Annotated in this window: 14 protein-coding genes; 5 read left to right on the top strand and 9 right to left on the bottom strand. The window is 30.7% G+C overall.

All coding sequences use genetic code 11. The annotated features are described in order from the left end of the window. The 4 genes from AJ881_RS07210 to pseI all read right to left on the bottom strand — a co-directional run. Positions 1 to 377 (bottom strand): class I SAM-dependent methyltransferase (locus tag AJ881_RS07210; protein WP_148123006.1); only part of this gene is annotated, 377 nt, incomplete at its 3' end. Positions 378 to 420: 43 nt separating this feature from the next. After that, a complete protein-coding gene (gene legC / locus AJ881_RS07205; RefSeq protein WP_052853885.1) occupies positions 421 to 1,563 on the bottom strand; it encodes an aminotransferase LegC in 1,143 nt (380 codons plus the stop codon). Then, entirely contained in the window at positions 1,556 to 2,527 is a 972-nt protein-coding gene (gene legB, locus AJ881_RS07200) for a 4,6-dehydratase LegB (protein ID WP_070283049.1), read from the bottom strand. The genes legC and legB overlap by 8 nt, the downstream gene beginning before the upstream one ends. Further along, positions 2,524 to 3,555 carry a pseudaminic acid synthase gene (pseI, locus tag AJ881_RS07195; protein ID WP_070283051.1) on the bottom strand — a complete coding sequence of 344 codons (1,032 nt, stop codon included), beginning with the start codon at positions 3,553 to 3,555 and terminating at the stop codon, positions 2,524 to 2,526. Before pseI ends, legB begins: the two co-directional genes overlap by 4 nt. A gap of 225 nt (positions 3,556 to 3,780) precedes the next feature. Between pseI and pseA the strand changes: the two genes are divergently transcribed. Genes pseA through AJ881_RS07180 form a run of 3 tightly spaced genes read left to right on the top strand, consistent with a single transcriptional unit; the run spans position 3,781 to position 6,266 of the window. After that, complete coding sequence (gene pseA / locus AJ881_RS07190; protein WP_070285354.1) at positions 3,781 to 4,917, top strand: pseudaminic acid biosynthesis protein PseA; 1,137 nt, start codon at positions 3,781 to 3,783, stop codon at positions 4,915 to 4,917. Beyond that, positions 4,914 to 5,519 carry an imidazole glycerol phosphate synthase subunit HisH gene (gene hisH / locus AJ881_RS07185; RefSeq protein ID WP_072224063.1) on the top strand — a complete coding sequence of 202 codons (606 nt, stop codon included), beginning with the start codon at positions 4,914 to 4,916 and terminating at the stop codon, positions 5,517 to 5,519. Before pseA ends, hisH begins: the two co-directional genes overlap by 4 nt. Beyond that, entirely contained in the window at positions 5,520 to 6,266 is a 747-nt protein-coding gene (locus tag AJ881_RS07180) for a HisA/HisF-related TIM barrel protein (protein ID WP_070283054.1), read from the top strand. Here the strand turns inward: AJ881_RS07180 and pseH are convergent. From pseH to pseF, 3 genes are read right to left on the bottom strand one after another with little or no spacing between them, the layout of a single operon-like run. Beyond that, positions 6,231 to 6,704 carry a UDP-4-amino-4,6-dideoxy-N-acetyl-beta-L-altrosamine N-acetyltransferase gene (gene pseH / locus AJ881_RS07175; RefSeq protein WP_070283055.1) on the bottom strand — a complete coding sequence of 158 codons (474 nt, stop codon included), beginning with the start codon at positions 6,702 to 6,704 and terminating at the stop codon, positions 6,231 to 6,233. The two genes, AJ881_RS07180 and pseH, sit on opposite strands and share 36 nt — an antisense overlap. Next, complete coding sequence (gene pseG / locus AJ881_RS07170) at positions 6,701 to 7,522, bottom strand: UDP-2,4-diacetamido-2,4,6-trideoxy-beta-L-altropyranose hydrolase (protein ID WP_070283056.1); 822 nt, start codon at positions 7,520 to 7,522, stop codon at positions 6,701 to 6,703. Before pseG ends, pseH begins: the two co-directional genes overlap by 4 nt. Continuing rightward, the gene (gene pseF / locus AJ881_RS07165) at positions 7,506 to 8,204 is read right to left on the bottom strand and encodes a pseudaminic acid cytidylyltransferase (protein WP_070283058.1); all 699 of its coding nucleotides are present in this window, start codon (positions 8,202 to 8,204) and stop codon (positions 7,506 to 7,508) included. Before pseF ends, pseG begins: the two co-directional genes overlap by 17 nt. Positions 8,205 to 8,295: 91 nt before the next feature. Between pseF and AJ881_RS07160 the strand changes: the two genes are divergently transcribed. Next, positions 8,296 to 9,510: a DUF2920 family protein gene (locus tag AJ881_RS07160; protein WP_070283059.1), complete on the top strand. Its 1,215-nt coding sequence runs from the start codon at positions 8,296 to 8,298 to the stop codon at positions 9,508 to 9,510. Positions 9,511 to 9,533: 23 nt separating this feature from the next. Continuing rightward, the gene (locus AJ881_RS07155; RefSeq protein ID WP_070283060.1) at positions 9,534 to 10,604 is read left to right on the top strand and encodes an acyl carrier protein; all 1,071 of its coding nucleotides are present in this window, start codon (positions 9,534 to 9,536) and stop codon (positions 10,602 to 10,604) included. On the opposite strand, the gene AJ881_RS07150 is transcribed toward AJ881_RS07155, so the two are convergent. Further along, complete coding sequence (locus AJ881_RS07150) at positions 10,601 to 10,828, bottom strand: acyl carrier protein (RefSeq protein ID WP_002777686.1); 228 nt, start codon at positions 10,826 to 10,828, stop codon at positions 10,601 to 10,603. The two genes, AJ881_RS07155 and AJ881_RS07150, sit on opposite strands and share 4 nt — an antisense overlap. Positions 10,829 to 10,867: 39 nt before the next feature. Further along, positions 10,868 to 12,376: an AMP-binding protein gene (locus AJ881_RS07145; protein WP_070283062.1), complete on the bottom strand. Its 1,509-nt coding sequence runs from the start codon at positions 12,374 to 12,376 to the stop codon at positions 10,868 to 10,870. Between the last annotated feature and the right edge of the window lie 50 nt (positions 12,377 to 12,426).

The following is a 12,426-nucleotide window of genomic DNA, read 5'->3' as shown; positions in this document are numbered from 1 at the left end:
GCATCAAAACTATCATTTTTAAAACTATCTAATTTATCGATATAATCACCCAGTTCAATTTGCTTGATTTTATCACTTAAATTCTCATCTTTCATACGAGCTTTAAAACGCTCTAATCCTGTTTTGCTCCATTCTATACCACTTACACTAAAACCTTCTTTTGCACAAAACCATAAATTAGCTCCTGTTCCAAAACCAAGTTCTAAAATATTGATTTTACTTCTATCTTGCACATTATAAAAATTCCTTGCTATAAATCTTATAACATTTTCACTTGGATACTTGCCCCATTCTTTTTTAGAAAAAATTTGTTCCCAAATTTTTTCATTGCTTCCCAAATTGTTTGAAATTTCTTCATTGCTAATATATTTTTTCATTAACGCTCCCATTTTAAAAAGTTTTCATTTTAACATAAATTGTTTATTTTCTTCTGACGCTGCTAGGTAAATTTACTAAACATTTTTCTAGTTTTTGCGTGTTTAAGAGTGTATCGCATTGACAATGTTTAAAAGGTTTTAAACTAGGCAAACTTTTCCAAATAGGACGCGAAAAAATTTTATTTTCCAAGCATTCTTTTAAAAAAATATCCCTTAAATTTTCGTCTTTAAAAAGCAAGGTATTGAGCCAAAAATTGCTTTTTTCATCTGCCTTTTCGTCCATAAATTCACACTTGTCATTATCTTTAAAAAATTCTTTATAAATTTTAGCCAACTCTCTTTTATTTTCTAAGAAAAATTCTAAATTTTCAAGTCCTGCAAGCAAAATTGCAGCATTGATATTACAAAGACGATAATTATATCCTATAGCATCGTGATCATATTCATAAGCATGAGGTATTCTTGCTGTGGTGCTAAGATGCCTTGCGATTTTAGCTATATTCTCATCATTGCTTAAAATTGCTCCCCCGCATCCTCCTGTGATGATTTTGTTACCATTAAAACTTAAAATCCCACATTTTCCAAAAGTGCCTAAGGCTTTATTTTCGTAAGTGCTACCCAGTGCTTGAGCGGCATCTTCGATTAAAAGAATATGATATTTTTCACAAAGCTCTTTGATGGCTTTTATATGAGCACTTAAACCAAAGGTGTGCATGATAACGCAAGCTTTGATGGCTTTGTGCGTGGTTTTGTTATAGCTAAAACTATTTTTTTGATAAGTCTCATTTTCTAAAAAATGCTCTAAAGCTTTAGGGCTTAAACTTAGAGTATTTTCATCTATATCCAAAAAAATGGGCTTGGCACCCGTATAAGCGATAGCATTGGCTGTGGCTACAAAACTCATGCTTTGGGTAATCACTTCGCAATTCTCATCAATGCCATTGGCAAGCAAGGCGATGTGAAGGGCTGCTGTGCCTGTATTTGTAGCGATGACAAAGCGTGCTTTGGTTTTTTCTTTTAAAGTTTCTTCAAAACGCGTTACAAATTCTCCTACGCTTGAAACAAAACCGCTATCGATACACTCTAAGAGATATTTTTTCTCATTGCCTATAAAACAAGGCTCATGTAGGGCGATATTTTCTTTATTAAAAAGACTTTTTATAAAAGAAATTTCTTTTTCAAACATTATAAAGCTCACTTTTATAATTTTCTAAATTTTCTTTAAAATACTCTATGCTTTGCCTTAAACCTTCTTCTAAGCTTATTTTGCTTTGCCAATTTGTAGCTTTTTTAAGCTTGTTTGCATCGCAACAAAGTCTAAAAACTTCGCTTTTTTTAGGACGCAATCTTTGCTCATCTTGGATGATTTTTACCTTAGAATCTAAAATTTTTTGTATGAGATCAAGTACTTCTTGCATGGAGTATTCCACTCCTGAGCCTATATTATAAACTTCTCCAAAATGTTTTAAATTTAAAAGAGAGATAAAACCTTCACAAGTATCTAGCACAAAATTTAAATCCCTTTTAGGGCTTAAATCTCCTAGTTTGATTTCCTTTGCTCCGCTTAAAATTTGTGTGATGATGGTAGGTATGATGGCTCTTGCGCTTTGTCTTGGACCATAGGTGTTAAAAGGGCGTGCAATATTGACATTTAAATTAAAAGAATTATAATAACTTAGTGCCATCATATCTGCAGCGATCTTACTTGCAGAATAAGGGCTTTGAGGTTGTAAAGGGTGTTTTTCATCGATAGGCACATAAAAGGCCGTGCCATAAACTTCGCTTGTTGAAGTGTGGATAAAATGTGAAATCTTGTTTTTTTTAGCTGCTTCGAGCATATTTAAAGTGCCATTGACATTGGTATCCACATAGCTTTGTGGGGCTGCGTAGGAGTAGGGGATGGCGATTAAAGCACCAAGATGAAAGATCGCATCTATGTTTTTGGTAATTTTTTCGCAAAAAAAGCTATCTCTTAAATCCCCGCTTATAACTTCCATGTCTTTTAAAAAAGGACTTTTTTCTAAATGTCCCCAAAAATTAAAAGAATTATATTGGCTTAAAGCTCTGACTTTAAAACCTTTTTTGACCAAACTTTCACAAAGATGAGAACCTATAAAACCATCAGCACCTGTAACTAAGATATTTTTCATTCAAAATCTCCTTGTTTTAAAGCATCGCCAAATTTTATATCTTTAGTAGCTTTTTTTCCTAGAATTTCTTGATAAAATTTAGGATGTAGTCCAAAAGAAGGACGCACGGATTTTACATTTTCTTCGCTGAACATTTCACCTTTTTTGATATCCTTACTTGCATATAAACTTCTTGCAAAAACACGGTTTTTAAGCACCTTTTCATCTAAGTCCAACTTACCATTGCCTAAAGCACTTTCGGTCTGTCTAACCGCATCTACCATAGCTTTAAATTCATCAAAATCAAGACTAAATTTACTGTCTTCACTTTCTATGCTTTTATCTAACATAAAATGCTTTTCTATCACTCTAGCACCTAAGCTTACTGCTATAATAGGGGCTAAAGAGCCAAAACTATGATCGCTTAATCCTACTTCAACATTAAATTTTTCTTTTAAACTCACCATAGCTTTTAAATTCATATCTTCTATGGTGGCAGGATAAGCTGAAGTGCATTTTAAAAAGATCAAATCAGGATTTTTTTCTTCTTTAAAAATTTCACATATCCTAAAAAGCTCTCCTTCTGTAGCAATGCCCGTTGAAACGATGGTAGGTTTTTTTTCTTTGGCGATTAAACGCACGAAATTTTCATCATTGGCTTCAAAAGACGCGATTTTATAAGCCATAGGATCAAAGCGTTTTAGAAATTCTAAATCTTCTTTGGCAAAAGGACTTGAAAAACAAAGTATGCCTTCATTTTGTGCGGTTTCAAAGATTTGAGAATGCCACTCATAAGGGGTTTTTGCACTTTCGTAAAGCTCATAAAGTTTTCTTTTATCCCAAAGCCCTCCTTTGATGATAAAATCTTCTTTGTCACTATTTAGCGTAAGGCTATCTGCAGTGTAAGTTTGGATTTTTATCGCATCAGCACCTGCTTTTTTGGCTGCTTTTATGCTTTTAAGTGCCATTTCAAGACTTCCTGCGTGATTTGCACTAAGTTCTGCGATGATAAAAACTTTTTTATCGGTGTTAAAATTTCCTATTTGCATACTTTTCTTTCTTTGGTAAATTTCCTGACTAAAATGATATATAATTATATTATATAAATATTACGACTTTGTTATGATTTTGCTTGGTTTTATTCAAAAAATGCCATAGGGATTTAAATCATAGAATTCATTCATTTTTTAATTTTTATATAATATAAATATATAAAATCATAAAGTAAAATTTAATTATAACGATATATATTTAAGACTAATTAAAGGAAAATTATGAAATTTTGTAAAAAATGTGTGATGCCAGATACTAAACCTGATTTACATTTTGATGAAGAAGGAATTTGTGATGCTTGTCGTTCTCAAGAAGCTAAAAATCAAAAAATCAATTGGCAAGAAAGAGAAAAAGAATTTTTTGAGCTTGTAAAAAAATACAAAAAACATCCTGTTTATGATTGCGTTATCGGAGTAAGCGGTGGAAAAGATTCTACTTTTCAAGTGGTTAAAATGCTTGAACTTGGACTTAATCCTTTGTGTGTGTGTTTTGAGCCTAGTGTGCCTACGAAAATAGGGCGCAAAAATTTAGACAATTTAAATCATTTGGGCGTGGATTTGATCCATATCAAGCGTGATCCAAAAGTTTATCAAAAACTTGCCCGTGAAGCTTTTATAAGAACAGGGGATAATGAGTGGCAAAACCATTTGGGAATTTTTACTTCTGTTCCACGCATAGCGGTAAATTTTGGAGTGCCTTTGATTATTTGGGGAGAAAGTCCGCAGATAGAGTATGGTGGTCCTGCGAGTAGTAAAAATAAAAATATTTTAGGCAGAGAGTGGCTTGAAGAATTTGGCGGGCTTTTAGGAAATCGTGCTTCTGATATGCTTGGGGTAAATGGCATCACTGAAAAAGATTTGTTTTTATATACTTATCCAAGCGATGAAGAACTTCAAAAAGTAGGGGTTACTGGGCTATTTTTAGGGTATTATTTTAAATGGGATTATAAAAAAATTCTTGAAATTTCTAAAAAATATGGTTTTTCAACTCTAGATCATCCTGTTGAGACTACTTATGAAAATTTTGAAAATTTAGATTGTTATTCTAATCATGTGCATGATTATTTAAAATACTGCAAATACGGCTTTGGTAGAGCAACGGATAATGCTTGTTTGGATATTCGTTTAGGTTATATCAGTCGTGAAGAAGGGGTGCGTTTGGTGCAAAAATACGATGGCAAACCCCCTAAAAAGGCTATTAAAAAATACCTTGAATTTAGCGGTTTTAGTGAAGAAGAATTTCAAAAAATCGTAGATTCTTTTACCAATAAAAAAATCTTTAAACGCGATGAAAATGGTAAATTTATAAGAGATTATGATGGTTCTTTGGTAAGAAAAGACGAGTGTGTTTTAAAATGATAGCGCTCATTGATTACAAGGCGGGAAATTTAAACTCCGTTGCTAAGGCTTTTGAAAAAATAGGAGCTACAAATTTCATAGCTAAGAATCCAAAAGATTTGCAAAAAGCCGATAAATTGCTTTTACCTGGAGTGGGATCTTTTAAAGAAGCGATGAAAAATTTAAAAGAACTTGGTTTTATAGAAGCTTTAAAAGAGCAAGTTTTGGTGCAAAAAAAACCTATTTTAGGCATTTGTTTGGGAATGCAGCTTTTTTTAGAAAGGGGCTATGAAGGTGGAGTTTGCGAAGGACTTGGTTTTATAGAAGGTGAAGTAGTCAAATTTGAAGAGGATTTAAATTTAAAAATCCCACATATGGGTTGGAATGAGCTTGAAATTTTAAAACAAGAGCCTTTATATCAAGGTATAGAAGATAAGAGTGATTTTTATTTTGTGCATTCTTTTTATGTGAAATGTAAAGATGAGTTTGTAAGTGCTAAAGCACAATATGGGCATAAATTTGTCGCATCTTTGCAAAAAGATCATATTTTTGCGACGCAGTTTCATCCTGAAAAAAGTCAAAATTTAGGCTTAAAACTTTTAGAAAATTTTATAAGGCTTTAAATGTTAAAAACTAGAATTATCCCTTGTGTGTTATTAAAAAATTCTCAACTTGTTAAAAGTATAGAATTTAAAGATTTTCGCACTATAGGGCATTTAACTTCAACAATGAGAATTTATAATGCACGCAATGTTGATGAACTTATTATCTTAGATATAGATGCTTCAAAAAGTGGAGAAATAGACTTTGAAAGCATAGAGGATCTTGCTAAAGAATGTTTTATGCCTTTAACTATAGGCGGCGGGATAAAAACTCTTGAAGATATACAAAAGATTTTAAATTTAGGTGCGGATAAAATTTCTATCAATTCTAAAGCCTTAGAAGATATGGATTTTATAAGTAAAGCAGCAAATCGTTTTGGTTCTCAATGTATAGTTTGTTCTATAGATGTTAAAAGAAAAGGAGATCAATTTTGTGTTTATGATAGGGGAAATTTACTTGAAAAAAATCCTTTAGAACTTGCTTTAGAATATGAAAAAAAAGGTGCTGGAGAGCTTCTTTTAACTTCTGTGGATTTTGAGGGAAAAGCAAAGGGTTATGATTTAGAGCTTTTAAAGATCTTTCAAAATAAACTTAGAATTCCTCTTGTTATCAATGGAGGACTTAGCAATCCAAGTGATGGAGTTAAGGCTTTAAATTTGGGTGCTGATGCTTTAGCAGGGGCTTATATTTTTCATTTTTCTAAGTATACCCCTAAAGATGTAAAAGAAGAATTAGCTAAGCAAGGTTTTGCAGTTAGGATTATCTAATACAATATAAAAAAAATCTCCATCTTCTTTTGTGATGATAAAATTATTATTCTTATAAAGTTTTAAAGCCTTTTCATTATCTTTAAAAACGCAAGCTTTTAGATTTTTTATCTTTAAAATTTCAAAAGCGTATTTTATGATTTCATTTATTAAAATTTGTCCTACGCCTTTTAAATCAGGTTTTGCATAAAGTCCGAATTCGCAAGATTTAGTTGTGATATTGACAAAATCAATCACACCAATAATCTGTTCATCTTGAAAAACTAAAAAATATTTTTTACTAGAATCTTGATATAAGCTTTTTATAAATCTTAAATGTTCTTCAAAATCAATATATTTTGTTTTCATAAATTGACTGATGTCTGGGTGATTACGCCATTTAAAAATCAGCTCTATTTCTTGAGAATTGAGTTCTGTGAAATTTTTAAGTTTTATCAATGCCTATACTCCACTTCATAGCCTTTTTGAGCTAGCCAATTGGCTAGTTTTTCTTGATTTTTAGCAACACAGATGGCTTTAAAATTTGCTTTTAAAAGTAAGGCTTCATTGATTAAAGAACTTGCACTGATGATGAGTTTATTGCTTTCATTCATAAGCTTTGCTAGATTTTCATCTATAAAAAGTTTGATATTTTCATGATCTTTTATAAATTTTTCAAGTTTTGCAAGATTGGGATTTGACGAGCTTGTGGCGATAGCAATTTTTTTATTCCTAGGTAAATCAGAAGCAAGACTGATAGAAAGGTTTTTTATATCAGTTCCACCCATGCAAATGAAAAAATCATATTTTTTTTCTCTATTTTCTTTGGCCTCTTGATAAAATTCTTCCCTGATTAAAGCATAAGAAAAACCACATCTTACTTCGCATTTAAAAGGTACTAAACCTTCATAATCACTTGCTTTTGAGTAAGCATTGACATTGAGTAAAATGTCACAATAATGAGGCTTTATCTCATCATCAAAGCTTAGAATTTTCACTCCTGTTTCAAGCTTGATCAGCTTTTCATCATCTACGCTGATGCCATAGTGATCAATGATAAGAAGTTCAAATTTTTTTTCTTTGATGAGATTGATAAGCTCGTAGATACTTTCGCTACTAAGCTCATAAACAGGATAAGGAATTTCATCGATCAAAGAGCCTTCTAAAGGCAAACAAGCAAAACTTACATCATCGTATTGTTTAGCTAAGATGAGATCTCTTTTAATATGACCAAAACCTATATGAATGGAGCTATCACTTCTAATAAGAACTTTCATGATTTGCCTTATAAAGTATTTTTGCAAATTCTAAATCTTGCATGGTGTCTATATCGCAAACTAAATTTCTTGGCAATACAAATACACTAGAATGAGGTTTAAACATAAAATCTTCTTCAAGCCAAGCTTTACTTGTACCAAAATAAAAAGCCCCTGCATCATGATAAGCTTTTGTTAAGTCTTGTGAGCGACTTTTATAATGTTTTTCATCAAACATATAAACTTGATTGTTCTCATTTAGATGAAAAGCCCTTTGTATAGGATACTCAAATTCAGTGGCGGCAAATAAAAACTTGCTTTCATTTTCTAAAAATTTCTCAAAAGCTTTTTTTAAAATTTCACTGCTAATTAATGGAGCAGTAGCATAAAGACAACAGACATGATCATAAATTTGATTTTGACTTTGTAAAATTTCTATGGCATTTTGCACCACAGCGGTACTTGATGTATAATCATCACTTAAATTTTCATCACGCACAAATGGAGCTTTTGCACCGTATTTTAAAGCTACTTCTATGATTTCTTCATCATCGCTTGAAAGCACTACTTCATCAAAAATACCTGAATTTAAAGCATTTTCTATGCTATAAGCGATTAAAGGTTTTCCTAGAAAATCAATGATATTTTTTCTAGGAATTCTTTTTGATCCACCGCGTGCAGGGATGATGCAAAGATTTTTCATAGCTAAGCCTTGTTTTTTGTGTTTTATTTTACTGAAATTTAAGTATAATTGTCTTTAAAATACAATAAAATAATGCAAATAGGGTGGAATAATGCTCATAAATCAAACCTTTGAAATCGATTCTTGTGATGATGTAGAATTAGGTATTAAAAGAACTAGTAAGCTTGAATACCGTATAAGTTATGATGATGAAAAAGATATCAAAGCTATAGTTTTTATAGTGGGTGGTTTTGGAGCTAATGCAAATATTTCTTTTTTAGATTTTGATAGAGAGTATATTGCTAAAAATTTTGATGTTGTAGTGGTGCATGTTTTTTATCATTGTTTTTGTACAAGACAAAGTATCGATCAAAAGTACAATCCAAAGCTTATTCCTAATCAAGATGATTTAGAGCGTATCAACGGTATTTTAAAAAATATTAATTTAGGGCATTTGTTGGCTAATGAAGATAATTTTGAACAAATTATTCCTTTTATAGAACAAAGAGCTGGAGAGATTAAACAAGCAGGTTTGGTTGATGAAAGCCAAAAAATAGAACTTTTTTGCGATTTTGTCCCACCTAATGGAGATTATCAAAACTATGGCATTATGGCAGCTATTGATCATATCAATGCTTTAAAAGATTTAGTGAAACGCTTTCCAAAATTTGCAGATTTACCAAAAATTTATGGGGGGGGGTCATACGGAGGATACCTATCTTTACTCATAGCAAAAATAGCTCCTTGGTATGTGGATGGTGTGATTGATAATTCAGGTGTTTGCTTACCATTCTTGGCGTGCATTTTAGGAAGAGAAATGAATCAAGGGGAATTTTATTTCGAAGGAAGTGGTCATAGACTTTATTGCTTTGTGTATAAATATTGGACTAGAAATATAAATTCTTCTTATTATTTTGGGGATGAAAATTATTTAATTAGAGCAATTTTAAATTCAAATCATCTTAAAATTCAAGCAAATATTGATAGTGATATCGTTTTTTCGAGTTATCATAGTGTACAAGATATAGGTGCGCCAGTGCAAAACAAAATAGAGCTTTATAAGTGTTATCAAGAGTTAGGATATGATGCCACTTTACATTTGATAAAAGATGAAAGTGATGTAGATGGTAGATTTATAAAAAGTTTAGAACATGGGCTTAGAATGACTGATAGAGCTTTATTTAGAAAAGAACTTCCTTTAATGCTTGAAAAATTGCAAGGAAGAAAATCTTTTATGCAAGAAAATTCCATCTCTTATCCTTGTGGAAACAAAGTGTTTACTTTTAAAGATGTGGGAGATAAAATTGAATTAGAGATAATAAACTAAAATAAAGACAAAGGATATATAAAATGACAGCATATTTACATATAGGAACTACCAATACAGGAAATCAAGAAAAACAAGGTTTTTTGATGCAAAATGAAGAAAAGCTTTTGCAAAAAGGTTATATTTACCCAAAAAGTCTTAGAGTGGCAAATAGACACTGGGCTTTGGTGGATATGGTTTTAGAGTTGGTTCAAAAGGAAAATATTTTAAAAAAAGAGAGTGTTTTAAGTTATATCACAAATGAAAGACTTCTTAGAACTATAGAAAATTTTAAAAGTGAAAGTGCTTTGCATAAAGATAAAAAATTTATTTTTTCAGCTGAGGGTATAGTTTGGGATTTTTCTACCAAAAAACATGTAGAAATTTTAGAAAAGATTATGAGAGAGTTAGGCTTTACTCAAATTTATATTATTGTATATTTTAGAGATACTTTGGGTTATTTAAACTCACATTGTTCTCAAGATCATAAAAACAATATGGGGTATTATTCTGCTGATTTTGCTCCGCAAGATCATCCTAGAAAATATATTTTTGACTACGAGTGGATTTGCAAAACTCATGCTGAGGTATTTGGAGAAGAAAATTTGATAGTAAGACTTCTAAGAGAGGATTATGTAGGAGGGACTTTGCTTAAAGATTTTGTTTATCATTTAGGACTTGAATGGGATGAGAGTTTTGTTTTAAAACAAACCAAAAATGAAAGTTTTAATCTTTTAGGAATGGAGCTTATGTCAAGATTAAATCAAAAAGATTTAAAGCAGGATAATCTTAATTCTTTGCTTTTTATGGCAAGAAGAAAATTTGAAGGCAGTAAAGAAAAAAGATTAAAATTTGCAGTGCAAAAAGATATTGCCAAAGCTTATGTGGATTATTTTGCTTCTTCGCTTGAATGGGTAAAAAACAAATATTTCCCGCATAAAAATTCTCTTTTTGCTCCTGTAAATTGGGAAGAATATGAACAAAATTATACTTTAACTCATACACTAAGCAAAGACTGGGATGATGTGGTGGATTTTATAGCGCAAATTATTGTTTCTAAAAATGAAATCATCAGTTCTTTAAAAGAACAACTCGAACTTGCAAGGAAAGATTAGTCTTTCATTGCAGTTTCAAGCATTTTTTTGATATTTTCAAAGCTTTCAAAATTTTCAGGTGTGATAAATTCTGCTTTTAAGGGTTTTTTATAAAATTTTTCTATTTCAGCAACCAAAGCCATGATATCGATACTATCGATAAAATCTTCACTTACTAGATTTTCCATACTTTCATTGATATCTGTTCTTTCTATATTGATAAAAAATTGTTTGATTTCTTGCATTTTTACTCCTTTGGTTTTTTGAAATTATAAAATATTTATTTAAACAAGTTCTTTTAAGGCTTTCCTATTGATTTTACCATTTTGATTAAGCTTAAATTTTTCGATTTTAATAAAATTTTTTGGGATCATATAAGAAGGTAATTTGTCTTTTAAAAAAGCTTTAACATTAATCTCTTTTTCACTTTCATAAAAACAAATAATATTTTCTTTAAAAATACAAGCGCTATTTTTTATATTTGCATGAGAATTGATCACACTTTCTATCTCTCCAAGTTCTATCCTATGCCCCATATATTTGATCTGATTATCCGCTCTTCCATAGCATAAAAGTTCGCCAAATTCATTATAAGAAACGATATCTCCTGTTTTATAGAGTAAATCTAAATAATTATCATGCAAAGGATTTTGTATGAAAGCTTGTTTGGTTTTTTCTTTGTCATTATAATACCCTAAAGATAAAGAAGTTCCACGCACGTAAAGCTCCCCTTTAATGCCTATTTGTTTAGGACTTATGAAATTCATATTTTCATCAAAAACTAAAAGTTCTGTGTTTTTACATGCTTTGCCTATGGGTAAAAGTTCTTCATCTTTAAAAGTGCGATTTATGATATAAAAAGAACACACATCAGTGATTTCTGTTGGACCATAAAGATTGGCAAATAAAGCATTGGGTAAGTGTTTACGCCAAATATTTAGCTGTTTATTAGGCATGATTTCACCACAAAAAAGTATCTTTTTTAAGGCGTTTAAACTAAAATTATTCAAAGCTTCAGTATTTGCAAAATAAATCAGCACTGAAGGCACCCAAAATATAGTGCTTACTTTTTCTTTTTCAAGGCATTCTAAAATTTTATTTGGAAAGGCAAAAAGATGATTAGGTAAAAGGTGTAAAGTTGCTCCTGATTTTACACTTGAAAAAATATCTAAAATGCTATTGTCAAAATAAAATGGTGCTTGATTGGCTAAAATTTCATTCTCATCAAATTTAAAAGTCTCACATACCCAAAAAGTATAATCAATCACACTCTTATGAGCTATGCTTACTCCTTTAGGAATGCCTGTGCTCCCACTTGTAAAAAGAACATAGAGTAAATTAGTATCTATGTGTTTTTCTTTGGCATTTTTTAGCAAACTCTCATCTATATTAAAACTTTCAAAATCTTGTGTATAAAGCGTAGGCAAATCTAAGTTAAAATTTAAGTCCTTTGAAGTGATAAAAAGTTTAGGCTTTAAAACCTCTATAACTTTTTCTATTCTTTCTTTAGGACTTTTTTCATCTAAAAGGGTATAAAAATTTCCACTTAATGCCACTCCAAAAAATGAAATTAAACAATCAATCCCTTTAGGCAAGATGATTAAAACAGGAGCTTGTATAGGATTATCATTTCCTAAAGTTCTTAAAATTTCACTGGCTAGTTTTTTAGAAAAAAGATCAAAGTTTTTATAAGTGATTTCTTTTCTTTCCTTGGCAAAGGGTTCTACAAAAGCTGTTTTTTTGCTAAATTTGATTAAACTTTTTTCTAAAAAATCGTAGATATGGGTTGTCATGATTTACCTTTTTAGTTTTTTGTAATATAATATCGATAAATTAATAAAAA

Source organism: Campylobacter sp. BCW_6460, from assembly GCF_001762705.1.
Classification (GTDB): Bacteria; Campylobacterota; Campylobacteria; order Campylobacterales; family Campylobacteraceae; genus Campylobacter_D; species Campylobacter_D jejuni.
Note: the sequence above shows the minus strand (reverse complement) of the source record. Positions and strands in the feature narration are given on the sequence as shown.

Bases quoted from the DNA above. Each gene is read 5' to 3' on its own strand.
- legC (WP_052853885.1), bottom strand. From the start codon at position 1,563: ATGTTTGAAAAAGAAATTTCTTTTATAAAAAGTCTTTTTAATAAAGAA.
- legB (WP_070283049.1), bottom strand. From the start codon at position 2,527: ATGAAAAATATCTTAGTTACAGGTGCTGATGGTTTTATAGGTTCTCAT.
- pseI (WP_070283051.1), bottom strand. From the start codon at position 3,555: ATGCAAATAGGAAATTTTAACACCGATAAAAAAGTTTTTATCATCGCA.
- pseA (WP_070285354.1), top strand. From the start codon at position 3,781: ATGAAATTTTGTAAAAAATGTGTGATGCCAGATACTAAACCTGATTTA.
- hisH (WP_072224063.1), top strand. From the start codon at position 4,914: ATGATAGCGCTCATTGATTACAAGGCGGGAAATTTAAACTCCGTTGCT.
- AJ881_RS07180 (WP_070283054.1), top strand. From the start codon at position 5,520: ATGTTAAAAACTAGAATTATCCCTTGTGTGTTATTAAAAAATTCTCAA.
- pseG (WP_070283056.1), bottom strand. From the start codon at position 7,522: ATGAAAGTTCTTATTAGAAGTGATAGCTCCATTCATATAGGTTTTGGT.
- pseF (WP_070283058.1), bottom strand. From the start codon at position 8,204: ATGAAAAATCTTTGCATCATCCCTGCACGCGGTGGATCAAAAAGAATT.
- AJ881_RS07160 (WP_070283059.1), top strand. From the start codon at position 8,296: ATGCTCATAAATCAAACCTTTGAAATCGATTCTTGTGATGATGTAGAA.
- AJ881_RS07155 (WP_070283060.1), top strand. From the start codon at position 9,534: ATGACAGCATATTTACATATAGGAACTACCAATACAGGAAATCAAGAA.
- AJ881_RS07150 (WP_002777686.1), bottom strand. From the start codon at position 10,828: ATGCAAGAAATCAAACAATTTTTTATCAATATAGAAAGAACAGATATC.
- AJ881_RS07145 (WP_070283062.1), bottom strand. From the start codon at position 12,376: ATGACAACCCATATCTACGATTTTTTAGAAAAAAGTTTAATCAAATTT.